At 42.0% G+C, this 17,742-nt stretch carries 16 protein-coding genes and 2 tRNA genes; 3 read left to right on the top strand and 15 right to left on the bottom strand.

The window, feature by feature from the left end; genetic code table 11:
- Window positions 1-66: 66 nt before the first annotated feature.
- The 7 genes from AA0Y26_RS22910 to AA0Y26_RS22880 all read right to left on the bottom strand — a co-directional run bounded on the left by AA0Y26_RS22910 (window position 67) and on the right by AA0Y26_RS22880 (window position 9,582).
- Complete coding sequence (locus AA0Y26_RS22910; protein WP_413364264.1) at window positions 67-1,026, bottom strand: peptidyl-prolyl cis-trans isomerase; 960 nt, start codon at window positions 1,024-1,026, stop codon at window positions 67-69.
- Window positions 1,004-1,897 (bottom strand): Hsp33 family molecular chaperone HslO, encoded by an 894-nt coding sequence (gene hslO, locus AA0Y26_RS22905; RefSeq protein WP_413364263.1) that lies wholly within the window; start codon window positions 1,895-1,897, stop codon window positions 1,004-1,006. Before hslO ends, AA0Y26_RS22910 begins: the two co-directional genes overlap by 23 nt.
- A 16-nt stretch (window positions 1,898-1,913) precedes the next feature.
- The gene (locus tag AA0Y26_RS22900) at window positions 1,914-2,681 is read right to left on the bottom strand and encodes a type III pantothenate kinase (protein WP_413364262.1); all 768 of its coding nucleotides are present in this window, start codon (window positions 2,679-2,681) and stop codon (window positions 1,914-1,916) included.
- 397 nt (window positions 2,682-3,078) lie between these two features.
- Complete coding sequence (gene ftsH / locus AA0Y26_RS22895) at window positions 3,079-5,106, bottom strand: ATP-dependent zinc metalloprotease FtsH (RefSeq protein ID WP_413364261.1); 2,028 nt, start codon at window positions 5,104-5,106, stop codon at window positions 3,079-3,081.
- Between the two features lie 134 nt (window positions 5,107-5,240).
- Entirely contained in the window at window positions 5,241-5,783 is a 543-nt protein-coding gene (hpt, locus tag AA0Y26_RS22890; protein ID WP_413368372.1) for a hypoxanthine phosphoribosyltransferase, read from the bottom strand.
- Window positions 5,770-7,218, bottom strand: coding sequence for a tRNA lysidine(34) synthetase TilS (tilS, locus tag AA0Y26_RS22885; RefSeq protein ID WP_413364260.1), 1,449 nt, complete (start codon window positions 7,216-7,218; stop codon window positions 5,770-5,772). Before tilS ends, hpt begins: the two co-directional genes overlap by 14 nt.
- A 12-nt stretch (window positions 7,219-7,230) precedes the next feature.
- The gene (locus AA0Y26_RS22880) at window positions 7,231-9,582 is read right to left on the bottom strand and encodes a SpoIIE family protein phosphatase (RefSeq protein ID WP_413368370.1); all 2,352 of its coding nucleotides are present in this window, start codon (window positions 9,580-9,582) and stop codon (window positions 7,231-7,233) included.
- A 196-nt stretch (window positions 9,583-9,778) separates the two neighbouring features.
- Here AA0Y26_RS22880 and AA0Y26_RS22875 point away from each other — a divergent pair.
- Together AA0Y26_RS22875 and AA0Y26_RS22870 are read left to right on the top strand one after the other, a co-directional pair.
- A tRNA-Met gene (locus AA0Y26_RS22875) sits at window positions 9,779-9,855 on the top strand.
- 2 nt (window positions 9,856-9,857) lie between these two features.
- A tRNA-Glu gene (locus tag AA0Y26_RS22870) sits at window positions 9,858-9,929 on the top strand.
- A 44-nt stretch (window positions 9,930-9,973) separates the two neighbouring features.
- On the opposite strand, the gene abc-f is transcribed toward AA0Y26_RS22870, so the two are convergent.
- The gene (gene abc-f / locus AA0Y26_RS22865; protein WP_413364259.1) at window positions 9,974-11,578 is read right to left on the bottom strand and encodes a ribosomal protection-like ABC-F family protein; all 1,605 of its coding nucleotides are present in this window, start codon (window positions 11,576-11,578) and stop codon (window positions 9,974-9,976) included.
- 399 nt (window positions 11,579-11,977) lie between these two features.
- Here abc-f and AA0Y26_RS22860 point away from each other — a divergent pair, with 399 nt between their 5' ends.
- Window positions 11,978-12,163 (top strand): hypothetical protein, encoded by a 186-nt coding sequence (locus AA0Y26_RS22860; protein ID WP_413364258.1) that lies wholly within the window; start codon window positions 11,978-11,980, stop codon window positions 12,161-12,163.
- A gap of 126 nt (window positions 12,164-12,289) precedes the next feature.
- Here the strand turns inward: AA0Y26_RS22860 and AA0Y26_RS22855 are convergent, their stop codons facing one another.
- From AA0Y26_RS22855 to AA0Y26_RS22825, 7 genes are all read right to left on the bottom strand, one after another.
- Window positions 12,290-12,718 (bottom strand): S1 domain-containing RNA-binding protein, encoded by a 429-nt coding sequence (locus AA0Y26_RS22855; protein WP_036150904.1) that lies wholly within the window; start codon window positions 12,716-12,718, stop codon window positions 12,290-12,292.
- 217 nt (window positions 12,719-12,935) lie between these two features.
- On the bottom strand, window positions 12,936-13,358 hold the full coding sequence (locus AA0Y26_RS22850; RefSeq protein ID WP_413364257.1) for an FtsB family cell division protein: 423 nt from the start codon (window positions 13,356-13,358) through the stop codon (window positions 12,936-12,938).
- Between the two features lie 50 nt (window positions 13,359-13,408).
- The gene (gene yabQ, locus AA0Y26_RS22845; RefSeq protein WP_413364255.1) at window positions 13,409-13,864 is read right to left on the bottom strand and encodes a spore cortex biosynthesis protein YabQ; all 456 of its coding nucleotides are present in this window, start codon (window positions 13,862-13,864) and stop codon (window positions 13,409-13,411) included.
- On the bottom strand, window positions 13,864-14,157 hold the full coding sequence (gene yabP / locus AA0Y26_RS22840) for a sporulation protein YabP (RefSeq protein ID WP_413364253.1): 294 nt from the start codon (window positions 14,155-14,157) through the stop codon (window positions 13,864-13,866). The genes yabQ and yabP overlap by 1 nt, the downstream gene beginning before the upstream one ends.
- Before the next feature lie 110 nt (window positions 14,158-14,267).
- Window positions 14,268-14,558: an RNA-binding S4 domain-containing protein gene (locus AA0Y26_RS22835; protein WP_413364252.1), complete on the bottom strand. Its 291-nt coding sequence runs from the start codon at window positions 14,556-14,558 to the stop codon at window positions 14,268-14,270.
- Window positions 14,559-14,560: 2 nt separating this feature from the next.
- Window positions 14,561-16,024 (bottom strand): nucleoside triphosphate pyrophosphohydrolase, encoded by a 1,464-nt coding sequence (gene mazG, locus AA0Y26_RS22830; RefSeq protein ID WP_413368368.1) that lies wholly within the window; start codon window positions 16,022-16,024, stop codon window positions 14,561-14,563.
- 8 nt (window positions 16,025-16,032) lie between these two features.
- The gene (locus tag AA0Y26_RS22825; RefSeq protein WP_413368366.1) at window positions 16,033-17,622 is read right to left on the bottom strand and encodes a putative polysaccharide biosynthesis protein; all 1,590 of its coding nucleotides are present in this window, start codon (window positions 17,620-17,622) and stop codon (window positions 16,033-16,035) included.
- Window positions 17,623-17,742 lie beyond the last annotated feature (120 nt).

Genomic DNA, 17,742 nt, shown 5'->3' with positions numbered 1-17,742 from the left:
ATATTTTTTGAAAACTTGAAATATAAAGAAAGAGGTGAAAAAGTCCATTTCACCATCTTTCGCTATCTATTTGGCTTCTCCATAAAACCATTCTGCCCCAAACTCAGACCAAAATACTTCCGGGGCAATTGTAGGAGATAATTGCTCCATTGCAAGCTCTCTTGAAATATGTCCTTTTACTTCCTCATATGAGAATGCTTGTCCCTTTAATACTTCCTGAAGCTGTAAGAGCGCATAACGCCCGTCATTTAATTTGACAGGGCTGCTAATGTCCTCCGGTTTTAAATCACTAACCGCTTTTAAAATTGCCTGGTCAATTGACTCCTGGTCCTCTGTTATAAAACCAATATCTCCTCCAAGACTAGCAGACGCTGTATCTAAAGAGCGCTCACGAGCTAGGACAGAAAATTCGGAGCCGCTTTTCAGTTCCTCCTCTACACTTGCTGCTTCCCCTTTTGAAGAAACAACAATCATACTTGTCCTGTATGAGGTAGGAATATTGTATAAGGATTTATTTTCCTCATAATATGTAGCCGTTTGTTCTTCTTCAATCAAAACGTCCTTCGCTAATACCTTTTCTAGAATCAGCTGGGCACGGACTTTTTGTCGAAGCTGCACATCCGTTAAATTCGCTGTATCAGTTGCATCTTGTGCCGATCGCATGAGAGCGATTTCTAAATCTATTTCTTCATCTGTTACTTTAATATCATATTTCTTTGCCGCTTTTTCCATGACCGCTTCATTGAGTAAGTCCTGAAGCGTCTCTTTTCCATAGCGGCTTTCCATTTCACTCAGCCACTCTTGGCGTGTAATTTTATCACCATCAATCGAAGCGACAGTTTCCTCCCCGCTTTGATCTTTATCAGATGGCCATACCCATAAAATGAACCAAAATAAATTACCCAGTAATAAGATACCCATTACGGCGAGAGCCGGCTTTGTTTTTAAACGTCGTTGTGTTAGTGGTACGGGATTCGGTGTAGGTGGTGTTTGTCTAGTACTGTTATTTTTGCGAGTTGATTTCATTAATTAACCCCTGCAATTCGGCTTCCGAAAAATTGTATGTCTCTAAACAGAAATGACATTGTGTTTCGATTTGACCAACCTCATCAATCATATCTTGAATCTCTTTTACACCTAACCCCAGAATCGCTGCACTGAACCGCTCTTTAGAGCATTGACATTGGAATTTAACCGGCATTGTACTTAACAATTGAACATTGCCTTCTGCCCCAAGAACAGCTTCTAAAATTTCCTCCGGCGACATTCCTTTTTCAATCATTTTGGATACGGGTTCGATTGTGCTCAGGTGTTGCTCGATAGCATCAATCGTTCCCTCTTCACATCCAGGCATTAGCTGAATAATAAAGCCGCCTGCTGCTAGAATTGTATTATCTGGATTAACAAGGACTCCCAACCCCACTGAGGAAGGCACCTGTTCTGATGATGCAAAATAATACGTGAAGTCTTCTGCAATTTCACCCGATACAATCGGTGTCTGTCCAGAGAACATATCCCGCATTCCAAGATCCTTTACTACCGTTAGAAAACCCTCTGTTCCTACCCCCGCGCGGACATCTAGCTTACCGTGTTCATTCAAATCGAAGTGTACTTGTCCATTTGTTACAAAGCCCCGTACATCCCCTTTTGCATCGGCGTCAATGATAATGGGACCGATCGGACCGTTCCCCTCAATTTTCACTGTCAGCTTGTCTTCACCTTTCAGCATAGCTCCCATTATAACACTGGCAGTCATGGCACGCCCTAATGCTGCTGAAACAAGGGGCCATGTATTATGGCGATGCTGAGCTTCACTTACCGCTTCCGTCGTACGCGCAGCAAATGCCCGTACTTGCCCGTTATAGCCAATTGCCCTTACTAAGTAGTCTCCTGTCATTTTCATTCCCCATTTCTTATTGATTTCTTTTATAAATGATATATAAGCCCTTTAACGTCAGTAATGGCTCAACGATGTCGATCATTTCTGTTTCGTCAGCAATCAGCTTTGCCAAGCCCCCTGTGGCAATAACAAGAGGCTCCTCTCTACTGTTTGCCTTCATACGGCTTACAATACCTTCCACCTGTCCGATAAATCCATAAAAAATGCCGGCCTGCATTGCTGCCACCGTATTCTTTCCTACAATATTGGCCATTCTTGCAATTTCAACCCGAGGCAGTTTTGAAGCTTTTGTATAAAGGGCCTCCGTTGAAATAGAAATACCCGGGGCTATAGCTCCCCCCATATAGTTTCCCTTTTCATCAATATAGCAATACGTATTGGCCGTACCGAAATCAGCTACAATTAATGGTCTTCCGCCATATAATTGCACTGCTGCAACGGCATTCACAATTCGATCCGCTCCGACTTCCCTAGGGTTTTCATATTTTATATTAAGGCCGGTTTTAACGCCTGGACCTACAACCAATGGTTTCGCATGAAAATACTTTTTGCACATTTCTTCTAGTACAAACATAATTGGAGGTACCACGGAGGATATGATAATGCCTGAAATTTGATCAAACGAAATGCCTGCATGTGTGAAAAACGATTGAAGTTTCATAGCATATTCATCTTCGGTCGCTTTTTTCTCCGTACTCATACGCCAATGATGAACTAAATTATCGTTATGATATACGCCTAATATAATCGTTGAATTTCCTGCATCTAACACCAAAATCATATACTCACCACCTGTCCATTTGTTAAAAATAATAACATAGAAAGAACTGCCGCGAATAGTTTCAGATTCTTTTCCTGCCAAGGCACAAACGTAACAGCTTCATCTATCTGAAAATAGTACGCCGGATTCCTACATATACTCCCTTATCTTCCAGCAGCATCATGTGCTTGATAGGACCTTCGATAGAGGATTTATCATTTAGTAATCTCCAGCCCTCTAAGGGACTTGCACACCTCAGACCGTTGCCCCTGCCGCAAGCTTTCCGTGCTGCCACAGATATCCTTGTTCCCGGCTAACCTCTACTTTGTCTTAGGGAATCAAAACTCATCTTCTACATGCCGATGCATATACCGGACGCATATAAAAAAGGACAAAGCGAATGCTTTGTCCTTTTAGATTAATCTCGTTTTGGATCTTCATCGATACCTTGCTGTTTTTTAAGCTCTGGTCCCGGTTTTGGTAAATCCACAACTGATGGCTCCTGCTCTTTACCAAGAACATCATTGTTAATAGTAGGTGTGCCCGCTACCTCAATTGTCGGTTCTACCGTATTTTCTTTTGCTTGATTTTCTTTCATAAGCTTTACCGATTCGGGTGGTAACTCACCATGATCACGTAAATGCTCGATTTCTTCCGAATTTAATGTTTCTTTCTCCATTAAAGTATTGGCAATCAAATCAAGTAAATCACGGCGATCCGTTAAAATTTGACGTGTACGCTCGTATTGTTCTCCTACGATACGCTGTACTTCCTGGTCAATTTCATAAGCAATTTGATCAGAATAGTTTTGGTCTGTATTGAAATCGCGTCCTAAGAATGGATTTCCACCCGAGCTTGAGCTAAATTGAGTTGCTCCAATTTTATCACTCATACCGTACTCTGTGACCATCGCACGTGCAATGCTAGTTACTTTCTGGAAGTCATTATGCGCACCTGTTGAAACTTCACCAAGTACGATTTCTTCTGCTACACGACCACCTAAAAGTCCCGCAATACGGTCTAATAGCTCTTGCTTCGTCGTGAAGAAACGCTCTTCCTTCGGTAACATAATTGCATAACCACCAGCTTGGCCACGAGGCACGATTGTTACTTTATGCACTGTATCCGCTTCATCTAGCATTAAACCGACAACTACGTGACCTGCTTCATGGAATGAAACAAGCTTTTTCTCTTTTGCAGAGTAAACGCGGCTCGTTTTTGCCGGACCAGCAATAACCCGGTCAGAAGCTTCATCAATATCAATCATAGTAATGGTTTTCTTATTTTTACGAGCTGCTACAAGCGCTGCTTCATTTAATAAGTTTTCTAAATCTGCACCCGAGAACCCTGGAGTACGTTGTGCCACCGCTGATAAATCCACTGTATCTGAAAGTGGTTTATTACGTGCATGCACCTTTAGAATTTGTTCACGTCCTTTTACATCTGGGTGACCCACTGTAATTTGACGATCAAAACGGCCTGGACGTAATAACGCTTTATCCAGGATGTCTGGGCGGTTAGTTGCAGCGATGATAATAATACCTTCGTTTTCACCAAATCCGTCCATTTCAACAAGCAATTGGTTCAATGTCTGTTCACGTTCATCGTGACCGCCGCCTAAGCCGGCCCCACGCTGACGACCAACAGCATCAATTTCATCAATGAAGATGATACATGGTGCATTTTTCTTCGCATTTTCGAATAAGTCACGAACACGCGATGCACCAACACCGACGAACATCTCTACGAAGTCAGAACCTGAAATCGAGAAGAACGGTACGCCAGCTTCCCCTGCTACTGCACGAGCAAGTAAAGTTTTACCCGTACCAGGAGGACCTACTAATAAAATTCCCTTTGGAATACGAGCTCCAATTTCAGTGAATTTACGGTGGTCTTTTAAGAACTCTACAACTTCGACAAGCTCTGCTTTTTCTTCATCAGCGCCTGCTACATCTGTAAAGCGAACTTTTTTCTTTTGGTCATCGTAAAGTTTTGCTTTCGATTTACCAAAGTTCATCACTTTATTACCGCCGCCTTGAGATTGGCTCAATAGGAAGAAGAATAAAATAATGATGATAATGAACGGGATGATGCCAGTAAAGAACTGAACCCAGCCGCTCGTTTCTGGTGCCTTTTCCCATGTAACATCTGGATATGCCTGCTCAAGATTCGTCAAGCGGTCCATTAATGTCTGGTTATTTTGAGGCAGATTAACAGTAAACGTCTCTCCCTCTTCAGCACCTTTCATTTTACCTTCTACAACGTATACGCCGCTATCCGGCTGGATTGTCGCCGAATCGATCGTATCCTCGTCCAAGGCCTGTAAAAACTCGTGATACGTAAGATCTTCGGTTGGAGTATTTCCCCCGTTGAATGTGCCAAAAATCCCGATAATTACGAGAAAGATTAACAAATAAAATATGGTGTATCGAAATATTCGATTCATCCCCAGCCTCCTCACAACATTACAGAAAAACTATAAGTAAAATCTTAACATACGATGATTTCCACATACAACGAAAAGCCCTAGATAAAATGTGTTTTGCACGATTTTTGTCGAAATCGTTACACGTATTTTACTTAAAAGGAGTAAACTTCTCGTTTTAGAATCCCGATGTAAGGTAAATTACGATATTTTTCTGCGTAATCTAAACCATAACCAACTACAAAACCATCTGGTACTTCAAAACCAACAATATCCGCCTTCAGATCGACCTTTCGTCCTGATGGCTTATCTAAAAGCGTAACGATGCGAATCGTTTTCGCTTTACGATACTTGAATAAATCCACTAAGTAGCTCAATGTTAAACCGCTATCGATGATGTCCTCGATAATGATGACATCCCGGCCTTCCACACTTGTATTCAAGTCCTTTAGGATCTTTACTTCTCCAGAAGATACTGTTGCATTGCCGTAACTCGAAACATCCATAAAATCAAGTTCAACATAGGAATCGAAACGTTTCATCAAGTCCGTCATGAATGGCATTGCACCCTTCAGTACGCCGACAGCCAGCGGGAAATCGCTTTTATAAAGCTCTGTCAACTCCGCACCCAGTTCTTTAATACGTTCCTGGATTTGGTCTTCTGTAATCATAATTTTTTCAATATCATTCTGAATCATCATTGATTCCTCCTCGAGATTGTTCAAACGTTCCAGCCTCATTCCGGTCGATAATGAACACCCAGTCATCATCAGCCCGTCTTGTTCTGGAAAATTTATTACTTACACGTAATCCTAGCACTGCCAATATGTCATTGTGAACATCAACGAGTAGCGGCCACTCATCTCGCTTAGCAAGAGGAACCTTTTCGTCTATAAAGAGGCGGGATAAACGCTTTGGCATAGTCATGCCTGGAAGCTGTATTCGGTCTCCCTCTTCGCGAGTTCTTACGCGTAATGGAAAGGATACCTTTTCGGCGCTGCAATAAAATACTTGCGCCTCGTCACTTTGTAGCGCGGTCATTTGAGAGGGTTCTCCTATGTACACACGAACATCCATCATCTCATTCCATTCGTTTACAGTAAGCTCGCAGGGGAAAAAGGGTACTTTTTCCTGCTCCTGATGGAATAACACTTTGCCATATTGCCTGCTTACCCGAAATGAATCCGGCAAATTCAACATGGCATTCCCGTTTTGCGTCTGGAATAAATTCAAAATGGACGTACATAATGCATGACGCTGAAACGTGCTTGTATCGTTATAAAGATAGTTTAATAGTATTAAAATGAGCCTTCTTTGTAAAGCAAGTGGCTCGTTTATAAAGGGATGAATTTCAACTTCATAGCAATTTTCGGCCTTTTTTGTGACTAAACGGTCAAAAGCTTGTTGAGCGAGCCCCTGTAAATACGCCTGATCTTGAGCAACCTGCAGCGATAATTGAACAGCATGCTGTGCGGCAGCGGCATTTTCTGCCTTTAAGAGAGGTACAATATGGTGACGGAACCTATTACGTGTATAGTCATCCTTCTCATTACTTGCATCTTCCCTGTAATCAATACTACCTTTTTTTAAATATTCCCTTATCTCTTCTTTTGTAACCATTAAAAATGGACGAATTACATGGCCATTTTCAAATGGACGGTTCACCTGGATACCCATCATACCTGTGACACTTCCTGCCTTGGCAAGCGCCATCAGGATAGATTCTAATTGATCATCCGCATGATGTGCTGTTACCAGTTTCCTTATATCCTGCTCCTTCATAACAGAAGCAAAATAAGTATAACGCTCTTGCCGGCAGACCGCCTGGGAATTCCCTCCCTGCTCTTTTAAAATAGCAGGTATTGGAACCCCTGTACTGAAGCAGGGAATATTGCGGGCTGCACAAAAAGCCTCCACAAACTTTCTATCCCCAGCTGATTGCTCTCCGCGAAGCATGTGATCTACATGTACCGCGTATAGCTCAATATGTAATAATTCCTTATTCCGATCAAAAAAATGGAGAAGCGCCATTGAGTCGACGCCCCCCGAACAAGCGACGAGAAGCCGGTCTCCCCTGTTTATCAAATGCTCGTCCTTGATAAACGCCAGTACCTTTTTCTCGAATCCTCTCATCTCTTCACCTTCTTATACTAAATTTAATACCGACCACTCCGGGTTAATATGCTTTATTTTACAGGCAATGACCGTACAATCATCGTCTATATCAAACATACGCTTATATTGCGCCATTACATCGTACAATAACACATCGGCTGAAAGATGTGGTTTATTTGTCTGTTTTAGCAGCTTCAAGAAAGTAGTTTCCTGTTTACTCCAGTTATTCGTTCCTTCAAATAAGCCATCTGAGGCCATAATAATTATATCATCTGCCATCAGGCGAAGCGATTCCGTTTCAATAGAGAAGGTAGGCATCATCCCTACTGGAGCGGCGTTGCCTTCAATTTTCAGAACGTCTCTCCCCCGCAGAATATAGGTAGCAATTCCTCCTGCTTTCCAGGACCAGAGCGAGCCGTGCTGAAGATCAACAAGTGCAAAATCAATTGTGGCATAGATATCACTGTCGCGCTTGAGAGACATAACATAATGGATGGTATGCATGGCTGTCTCTGGATCCATATTGTACGTCAAGCATTCCCGCAGCATCCGGATGAGTGTATCACTCTCCTTACGGGCACGCCGATCTTGTCCCATTCCGTCGGACAGCATAACAGCCGTTAGTCCCTCATGAATCGGAAACAGTGCATGAGCATCCCCCGATGTTTGATACTTGGCTTGACTGTAAATCCCCTGCTCCATAGTGAAGCGAACAGATGATTTTACACGTACCTCTACATAAGGAAATGGTACCTCCTTATAATCAATACGGTCTACATAAAACGGTTCTGAAAATCGCTCGTACAGCATCGGGAGCAATACCCGCTCACCGAGCTCCGTTACCTGTTCAGCCTTTTCTGCTGTAATGGAGCAGACGATACGGCGTCTCCCCACCTCATTAGACAATATATCCACTTGAAAGCAATTCAACTGTGCACTTTGAAGCTGTTCAAGCAATTCATTTTCCATCGATTGAAACGTTACAGATTCGTCCTGCATTTGCTGCAGCAGCCCATTCAAATGATGGCTTACATCCTGCAGCTGTAAGGCAATCATTTTTTTTCCGTGGAAAAGCTGATTATTCATCTGCTCATTGTATAATACCCGCTCCAGCTCCTGCAGCAGCTTTGAAGATTTAATACATTTTCCTTTTAACAATTCTTCTGCCTGTACAGTAGCAACTGTTTTTCTAGAGGCCCTCGCCCTGTAATATTGTGAAATGGGCTCCACAATATTCTTCTCTTCTCCCCAACAATGGTCGTACCTGAAGCATTCTTGGCATATATTGCAAGGCTGCAGGCTTTTTGGAGCAGCAGACTGTTCAGTGAAACGATCAAATACAAGATCCTTCATGAAAAAAACAAACTGTTGGAACTGCTCGATTGTTTGGGCCATATTATTGGTCAGCCATTCCTGCCGCCTTACTAATACCTCTTCTCGTTTCGGATAAAAAAGTACCCGCATCTTCTCTAATACAGAGCGGTTGATCAAAAGGAACAAGAGGGTCGCAGTAGCAATGGAAGCAAAATAAACAATGTCCAGTGGTAATGTCGCATCATAGAAAAAAAAGAAAATGCTTGGGGCTATACCGCTAAAGGCAATACCGATTCTTCCCATTCTCATACTGCTTCCGGCGAAAACTCCGGTCAGTGCATAGAGAGCCAGCATGCCTGTAAATGAAAGCTCGGCCATCCCTACGATCGTCCCTAATATCGTAGCAATAATTGTAGATAATGTAACACCGCCTACAAATGCAGCAACATAAATGAAAAGATGAAGAGAGATAATAGCTAAATTAAAGATGGAAAAAGAAAAGGCTGACATGCCTGTTAATATGGCAGCTAGGATGAAAAACGCAGCTCCAGCTCGTTCATAGGTCCATTCTGCCGCCCAAAAGCGATATGGAGGCAGCAGCGTGAAGTGCAGAAAAATCGTCATAAGCGTTGCAAGTACTACCTCACAAGCAATATAAAATTGAATGTCTGACGGCGGCCAACCCATATAAACAATGCACTGCCATCCAACTTGGACAAGAAGGGTCGCCAGCATCACAAGTACAGGTAATGGCAGCTTCCTGATTTTTTTAAATAACTGATAAGCACAAATCTGCAGACAAACAATAACCAATTGCCCGAATCCAAGCGTTAAAGTACCAACCAATCCTCCGATCAATGTCGCCCATTTCACATGCTGATAACGCAGATTTACAACCGCCCAAAATGGGACAAAAAACGGGACTGCTGCTCCGAAAAAGACGGACTTCGCTAAAAAGAAACTGACGCCTAAAAAAGTGAGCTGTAGTAAAAAAGCAAGTTTCTTGTCATTTCCTATCACCTGCTCACCATCTAAGTTCGATAATTGACGTAAAGCTTGTGTTGTCACCAATTTTCCTCCCCCTTTATATGGGGTCTATTATAAGAAAATGATGCGATGAATTTTGTCTGTTTGTATCATTGTCTTCAAAAAATTGTTCGACGAAAATGCTGACATTGTGATAAATAAATACATAAGATTTTTATTAAATAATTGCTTGACACTTTTGGTGATCGCTAGTAATATAGTCTTTGTTGTTAATTTTGGCGGCGTAGCTCAGCTGGCTAGAGCGTACGGTTCATACCCGTAAGGTCGGGGGTTCGATCCCCTCTGCCGCCACCAACGGCCCGTTGGTCAAGTGGTTAAGACACCGCCCTTTCACGGCGGTAACACGGGTTCGAATCCCGTACGGGTCATATCAAAAGCGTAGGACGATTTTAGATCGTTCTACGCTTTTTTATTATTTCAATGCATTGATTCTTTTTGTCAGTTTTAGGAACTTTGCATCTAATTCTGCATATTCTTCATCTTTATTCGTCAATATACTCAGCTTTCCTAGTACATGCTGACGTTCGTTTTCAAGCTTCATCCGCAGTTCCTCTTTCTCATCTATCCCTTTTTGCGGCACTTTGCGCTCCGGCTCACTTAATTTTATCTCAGCCTTTGTGACTTTTTGCCGGAAATAACGATCATGTGAGACGACAATCAACGTACAAGGATAATGGACCAATGTTCTTTCCAATTGTTCACGAGAAGGAAGATCAAGATGGTTTGTCGGTTCATCCAGCAGCAGAACATCTGTCTCATTCAAAATGTATTGCATAAGCTTACATTTCACCCGCTCACCCATACTCATATTCTCAATCGGCTCTTCCCACTGAAGATGGCTAAAACCAAGTTGTGACATAACTGTTTGTACTTTGCTGCGTTCTTCAAACGTTTCCCGCTCAAACAGCTGTGCTGGCGTGGAGTGAAGTGGAAGATCAAATACCTGCTGTGACAGGTAGCCAATTGTTGCTGTTGGAGAACGCCATACAGTTCCTCCTGTAGGCTCTATCTCCCCTGTCAGCAATTTCAAAAGAGTGGTTTTGCCGCTTCCATTGTCACCACTAATAGCAATACGCTCTCCTTTTTGAACCGTTAAATAAAGGCTTCTGAATAATATTTTTTCGTTAAAGGCTACCTTGGCATTCTTCAATTCAAACAAACGCCTTCCCTGCTTCTTCTTCCCTTGAAAATCAAAGAACACCTCTTGCTCTTGCTTTACTTCACCTACCTTTTCCTTCTGCAGCTGCTTTTCCAGAAGCTTACGCTTAGACTTAATTTGCGCATCCGTTCTCTTTGCTTTTACACGGTGATATTCTTTAAAACCTTCCTGCTTTGTGGACTCTCTATGTGCTTTTTGTGACCATGACGTCAATTCACCGATTTGCTTTTCAATTTGCTCTACTTTTTTCTGCTGCTTTTCATAAGCTGCCTGTTGAGCCTTTTTCCTTTCGTCCCGTACATTAATATAATGGGAGTAATTCCCTTCCTGTTCTGCAATCCCCTGTTCTTCAATTGACCAAATTTTCGTCGCGACCTCATCTAAAAAATGCCGATCATGTGAGACAACAATCATCGTTCCTTCGTAACTTTTCATTTCTTTGATGAGATGAGCAACAGAGGATTCATCCAAATGGTTGGTCGGCTCATCCAAAAGAAGTAGTTCTGCTTTTTTTGAAAATCCTTCGGCAAGACGCCACTTTAGCTGTTGTCCCCCGCTTAGCAGTTCGTATGGTAATTCCGGGATATGCCAATCGCGCATTAAAGGCAAATAGTTTCCTTTATAGGCTTCCCTTTCTTGTTCAACCATTTGTATAGATACGTTTTCCCGCCAATTCAGCTGGTTTTCAGCTTCTTTTAATTCTCCCTTAATAGCGGCAAGCAGCAAAGATTTCCCTGCTCCATTGCGGCCAATGACACCAATGATTTCCCGCTCCTTTACTGTCAAGTCTGCCTCTTTAAAGAGAAGACGCTCTCCTGCCTCTAATGTTAAATGCTCAATTCGCAGTAGTTCTTTCATGTTCATTCCTCCTGTAAAATGGAGAGAAAAAAATCCCTCCAAGTGTTTTGGAAGGATTAGTCGGCAAATAAAACGGCAAAAAGAAGCCGTTTTTTATTCTTCATTTGGAAAATGGGCAGACTAATCCTATTTTGCTGAAACATTCGCTTTCGATTGTTCACGAAAATAAGATTAAAAGTCCATCTGTCACCCATCGTCCCTTCTATAAGTTCTTATACTTACTATAATAATATATGAACAATTTGTCACTCATTAGGACACAATCCGTCCAAAATAGCCCAGTCGATGCTCATTTTATTTAAATATATAAAAAAATGGATTTTTCCATCGGCAAATATAAGGGCCAGCCTTTTTTTGTATCTCCGAGTCGATTATGATGGGAGGGGGAGGTTGGAAATTATGATGAAAGATTTTCGTACACTGTCGGCTTTATGTGCGGCCAGCGCAGTGTTTATTTTGCTTGGCTTTTTCTTAACGGAGACACCCATTCTCCTGCAGATTCTTCTGCTATTGATCGGGTTAGTGATTGGTATTATTACACTCATCGGCTTGGTGAAGCTGTTTATACAACAACAAAAGGGCTGAGGTACATATACCTCAGCCTCTTCCATGCTACCTGTATGTAGTAAGAATAAAAAAGAGCGAATCATGCATTTCGCATGATCCGCTGCTGTATATCACACTTTTTCTACAATTAAAACAGCCAGCAAATTACCCTCTGCGTGCTCCACGGCCGCCACGTTTTGACTCTGTGGCACGTTTTAATGTAGCTAAACGCTCATCGCTATCTTTTAAGAAACGTGCCATTTTTTGCTCGAAGTTTTCTTTCGGCTGACGATCGTTTCGCTCATGTGAACGGTTATTATCACGACGAGGACGCTGCGGACGCTCTGGTCGCTCAGCTTGAGGCTTTGCTTTACGAATCGAAAGACCAATCTTCCCATCCGCTTCAACATTCATCACTTTTACTTCAACTTCATCTCCTACTTTGAGATGTTCGTTGATGTCTTTGACATAGTTGTCTGCTACTTCACTGATGTGCACTAGACCCGTTTTGCCATCTGGCAGCTCAACGAATGCTCCAAAATTAGTGATTCCTGTTACTTTCCCTTGTACTTTGCTGCCTACTTCAATTGACATAAAAAAAATGCTCCTCCTTAAAATTTAAGCGACTGTATCAGTCCTGAAATATCGCGAAACTTTTATCAGTTTCTCTTCTATTATAGCCGACCAAGTTTACCTGTCAACAACACTCTCTCGCTATAAAACGACAAATCAGCTGAAAGTCCTTAATCTTTCATATGATTTACCCCATGTGAAAAGGCAAACGTCGCGTATTGCGTGTTCGCCTTTTTCGTTACTGCTCGTCGTCTTCTTTTTTGTCCTCTTTAGGAATGGTAAAAATGATCTCCCCATCTTCTGAGAGGAAATACTCTTTACGCGCCAATTTGGCAATGTATTCATCATCTTCTAGCTTTGTAATTTGTAGCTTCAGCATTTCCTGCTGATCTTTAATAGCTGCTAGTTCTTCCTGCGCCTGGCGTTTCTCTTCTTCCTTCTCTGCCAAACGGGTATTCTGATTCATCATTGCACTCACTAAAGCGATACATACGACAGCGGCAAATACGAAAAATACCGCTAGTCTCCGACGGCTTAACACTTTTTGACGTTGTTTGATTTGTTGTTTTTTTAACTGCTCCGCGCTTGAACGGACATAGTCATTATCCAACGTTTTAACAGAGTCTCTATGTACTTTTTCTTGTTGTTGACGCTGCGCCACGCCGTTCACCCCCATATTCTTCGAATAGTATTATTTCCTATTATACGTATTTATCTTGCGGAATTAAACCGTTTCTTAGAAGTTTTATAGATTTTGGAAAATGGTCTTACTAATAACTTCACGATCCGGATTACTATGTGAATAATTTTTCGAATGATGAGGAAAACAAGACGACCGACAAACAGAACAGGCCTAATTGTTATATTCACAAAAACTCTGCCGATGAAACGTATTATAGGCTGAAAAAATAAATCATATGAAATAATTCCTGCTATTTGGGCAATTGGATCAATTGCCCGCCATTCGCCGCCTTTAATTAAGAACAAGAAATAGAAAGTTATCGTACCAAGGATTGCCCAAAAAGCTATTTCTATAAAAGGTGCCAGCTTGTAAAAGATAGATTTTTTCGGTAAAGAGGAGGTCATGTGCCGGACACAATCAATGACTGCACCCACCATGATTCCTGCCAAAAACATGACGAACGTACTAACTAATTGTACAGACATTATCCAAATAATTTATGCAATAGACTCTTTGATAGGCCAGAGTCTTCTTCATCGTATTGAACAAGCTTGACCATACCTTCTAGTGTAAGCAACCCCTTGTCCACATCTAAATGCACGATTTTTAATTCTTCTCCACGAATGAGCAAATGCCCTTGAGACGTTCTAATGAAAAATTCCTCTTGGTCGAATCGCTCAATCTCCTTAACAGATGTCATATCCATACGCTTGCGGTTACGCAGCGTTATTAAATGATCTCCCGATGGAATCGTGTATCTTGTGCTTTCAGTTTGCATATTAGCTCCCCTTCCTTGTCCACTTTCTACACTGTATGCACACATGAAAAAAAGCATGACAGTAAATTTTACTATCACGCTCTATTTTTCTTACTTATTTTAATTTCCTATTATTCTTCATCATCAATGAATTCAGGCTCAACCTTTTCTAGTTTTTCTTCTTTCAAAATCGTAAACATGCTGGCTGCTTCTTCTTTCCGCACATTTTCCCGGAGTTCCTCCACACGGGCTGTTACGATTTTCTGGCCAAACCGAATAGCTAGTTCATCGCCTGTTTTGACAGTACTGCTGGCCTTTGCCGTCTTCCCATTGATGGTAATACGCCCTTGCACTGCTACCTCCTTAGCCAATGTCCGGCGCTTAATCAATCTTGATACCTTCAAATACTTATCTAAACGCATATTTATTCCCCCTTCTCCCGTAACTTTGCTTCATTCCAAAAAGCATCCAGCTCTTTTAGTGTAAATGCCGCAAAGCCTTTATCATTCTTTTTTACCTGATCTTCCACATAGCGAAAGCGGCTTGCAAACTTTTCATTCGCATGGAGCATTGCCTCTTCCGGAGAAATTTTATAAAAACGTGCCACATTCACTAATGTAAACAGCACATCCCCGAATTCCTCCATACGGCTGTGGGCATCACCTTTCTCTATTTCTACTTGGAATTCTTTCATCTCTTCAGTGAGTTTATCCCACGCTTCTTTCACATTTGGCCAATCGAACCCTACTTTTGCAGCTTTTTTCTGATAGTTATAAGCCGTTTGCAGTGAAGAGTCAGCACGGTACTCACCAACTAAAAGATACCCTTCTTGCTCCCCTTTTTCCGCTCGCTTAATCTCTTCCCAATTCGCTACTACCTGATCCGCATCTTCTACCGATACATCACCAAATACATGCGGATGGCGTCGAATCATTTTTTCACTAATAGATGCTAGTACTTCTTCTAAATTGAAGTAACCATTGTCCTCTCCAATTTGAGCATGAAGGAATACTTGCAATAGAACATCACCTAGCTCCTCAATCATTGCATAGTCATCTTCCGCATCCACAGCTGCTAAAAACTCATGCGCTTCCTCTAGTAAATATTTTTTCAATGATTCATGCGTCTGCTTTTGATCCCATGGACAGCCATTTGGACCGCGGAGAGTTGCGATAATTTTCCTGAATGTCGTCCAATCACGCAGCGCTTCCTCGTCGGATGCTACAGGCGGTACATAAACCGTCGTTAAGTTATTTAGCTCAGCTACATGATCAAGCTCATAAAGGGGCACTGTTAGCAGCTTCTCCTGGGAAGAGCCTGCTGCTGTCACAATTGTTACCGGATAGTCGTCCCGATATTTCTCCATTAGTGTCAGTTTTACTTCTGAGGCACTGAATGCATCGTATACCTGAGCAATTAAAATGTGCTGATGCATATTGATGTCATGCATCGACATACTTGTTCCATCAAGCAATTGAAAACCTTCAATCGGATCAATCTTTAAAGCTCCGAAAATCGGATCTAGAAAACTCTGCCCTCCTGCAATCTTCAACTGTACTTCCCCGTTTCGCTCTGCTTCAATTAGATGCTGCACCGTCTGCTCCGCAACAAGCGGGTGTCCCGGCACTGCATACATCACTGGTTCATTCTTCGCTGCTTCAATTAATACTGCAGTGATTTCTTTATATACAGGAGCGAATGTATCGTGTTTTTCATATATGTAGTCCAAACTGGAAAACTCAACTCCTTCTTCCTTCAGATCTTGAAGGACAGGATGATCTTCTGTACGGACATATAATTTCTTAGCTTGCTTTAATTGTTTGTATACACCCATCTGCAGCTGATCAAAATCCGCTGCACCAAGGCCAATAACTGTTAATTGATGCATATAGACACCTACTTCTTTTGATTTAACCATAATTGGTACATTGCCATCCTTCGACCGAATGGAATAATAAACCACTCCCGCACACTAAGCAGGCGGAGCTTCGCCACAATAGTGATAAAACTAAAGGCACCAAGAGCAATGAGGATACTGCTATAAATAACGGATGCTGTACGCCCAGAGTCAAAATGCATGACGCCTCCCAATAAAAGAGAAGCAGCTTCTATGACGAACACCATACCTAAAGCGGCAATGAATAGTTTTTGATAGAATGACCTTTTCGCCAACGTTATACCTTTTAGCTGCTTTAGATAATACATTAGCGCTGCTGCACACATGAATAAACCGATATTGCTCGCAAGTGCTGCTCCTAAAATGCCGAAAAGTGGAATGAGCAGGACATTACCGCCTAGCTTTAATGAAAGTGCTCCCAGTAAAAAATAAGTCGGTACTTTCAGTTTTCCATAGCCTTGTAGTATCGAAGTAAAGGTCAAAATAACGGAAAGCGGAACAATTTGCAGCACGTACAGCATTAATACGATAGAAAGTGATTCTGTTTTAAACAACAGCACGTTCACATAGGGCATGACAAGAATAAGTCCAAGGGATGCTGCAACACCGAAAAGAATGGAGGCCCGATAGGTCAATTGAATATAAGGAATCTCCCCCAGTTCCCCTTTTTTCGATTTATAGGCAACAAGCGGAACAATTGCCAGCGAAAATGAAGAAGCAATGACAATCCCCAGCTGGACTAATGGCTGTCCACGATCATAGACACCCTTCGTCTCCATTGCCTCTAGCCTAGGCATCCCTGCGTCTGCCAGCATAGAAAATACAGTAAAGGAATCGACAAGCTGGAAAGCTAACAGCAATAAACTGCTCATGCTCACACTCATACTGAAAATCGTCACTTCTTTAATGATAGGCCACTTTGGAATAATCACACGATTTTGGAATAAAAACCCCTTTTTCTTCATATATACAAATAATAAGATGACGCCTGCCAATTCACCAATTACCGTTCCGAGTACCGCCATATTCCCTGCAGCATAAACGGTCCCGGAGAAAGCAGTCATAATAATAATCGTACCGATTAAAATGACAGCCACTCGGATAGATTGCTCAAAAACCTGTGCATAAGCGACAGGCTGCATCATCGCGCGAGATTGAAAGATACCTTTCATCACAGCTAAAGCCGGCATAAAAAGGGTAACAAATGCCCCGGTTTTTAAAAGAGGGGCCAGCATAGCATCTCCCATCCAGGAAGACAGCAAATCTGCTCCGAAAAACAAGAGGGAGAAAAAGAACACAGATAATAGTGTTAAATATTGAAACACTGTCATGGTAATCCCATGCCTTATTTGTTCATTCTCGGTATCAGCTAATAATTTTGAAATGGCGACTGCAAATCCTCCAGACGTCCATACGACAAAAAGTGAAATGAATGGATAAACCTGCTGATACACATAGAAACCTTGATCGCCTACCATGTTTTGGAAAGGCACCCGGTAGATAGCACTTAACACTTTTACAATAAGCGACGCTATCGTCAATAGCAGTGCGCCCTTCATATAGCTTTTCATACTGAATTGTGAAGACATATTGAATCCTTCCTCATCTATACAATGGTACAAGTATACCATGATTAAGAGGACAGTTCTTCTGCCAAGGTGAAGGATAATACCGTTTAAACGCCTGTTTAATTTCTATAAAGCCCTGCA

Origin of the sequence: Lysinibacillus canaveralius, from assembly GCF_047301505.1 — a bacterium.
Taxonomy (GTDB): Bacteria; Bacillota; Bacilli; order Bacillales_A; family Planococcaceae; genus Lysinibacillus_B.
The sequence above is the reverse complement of the archived record's forward strand: the minus strand, read 5'-3'. Positions and strand labels throughout refer to the sequence as shown.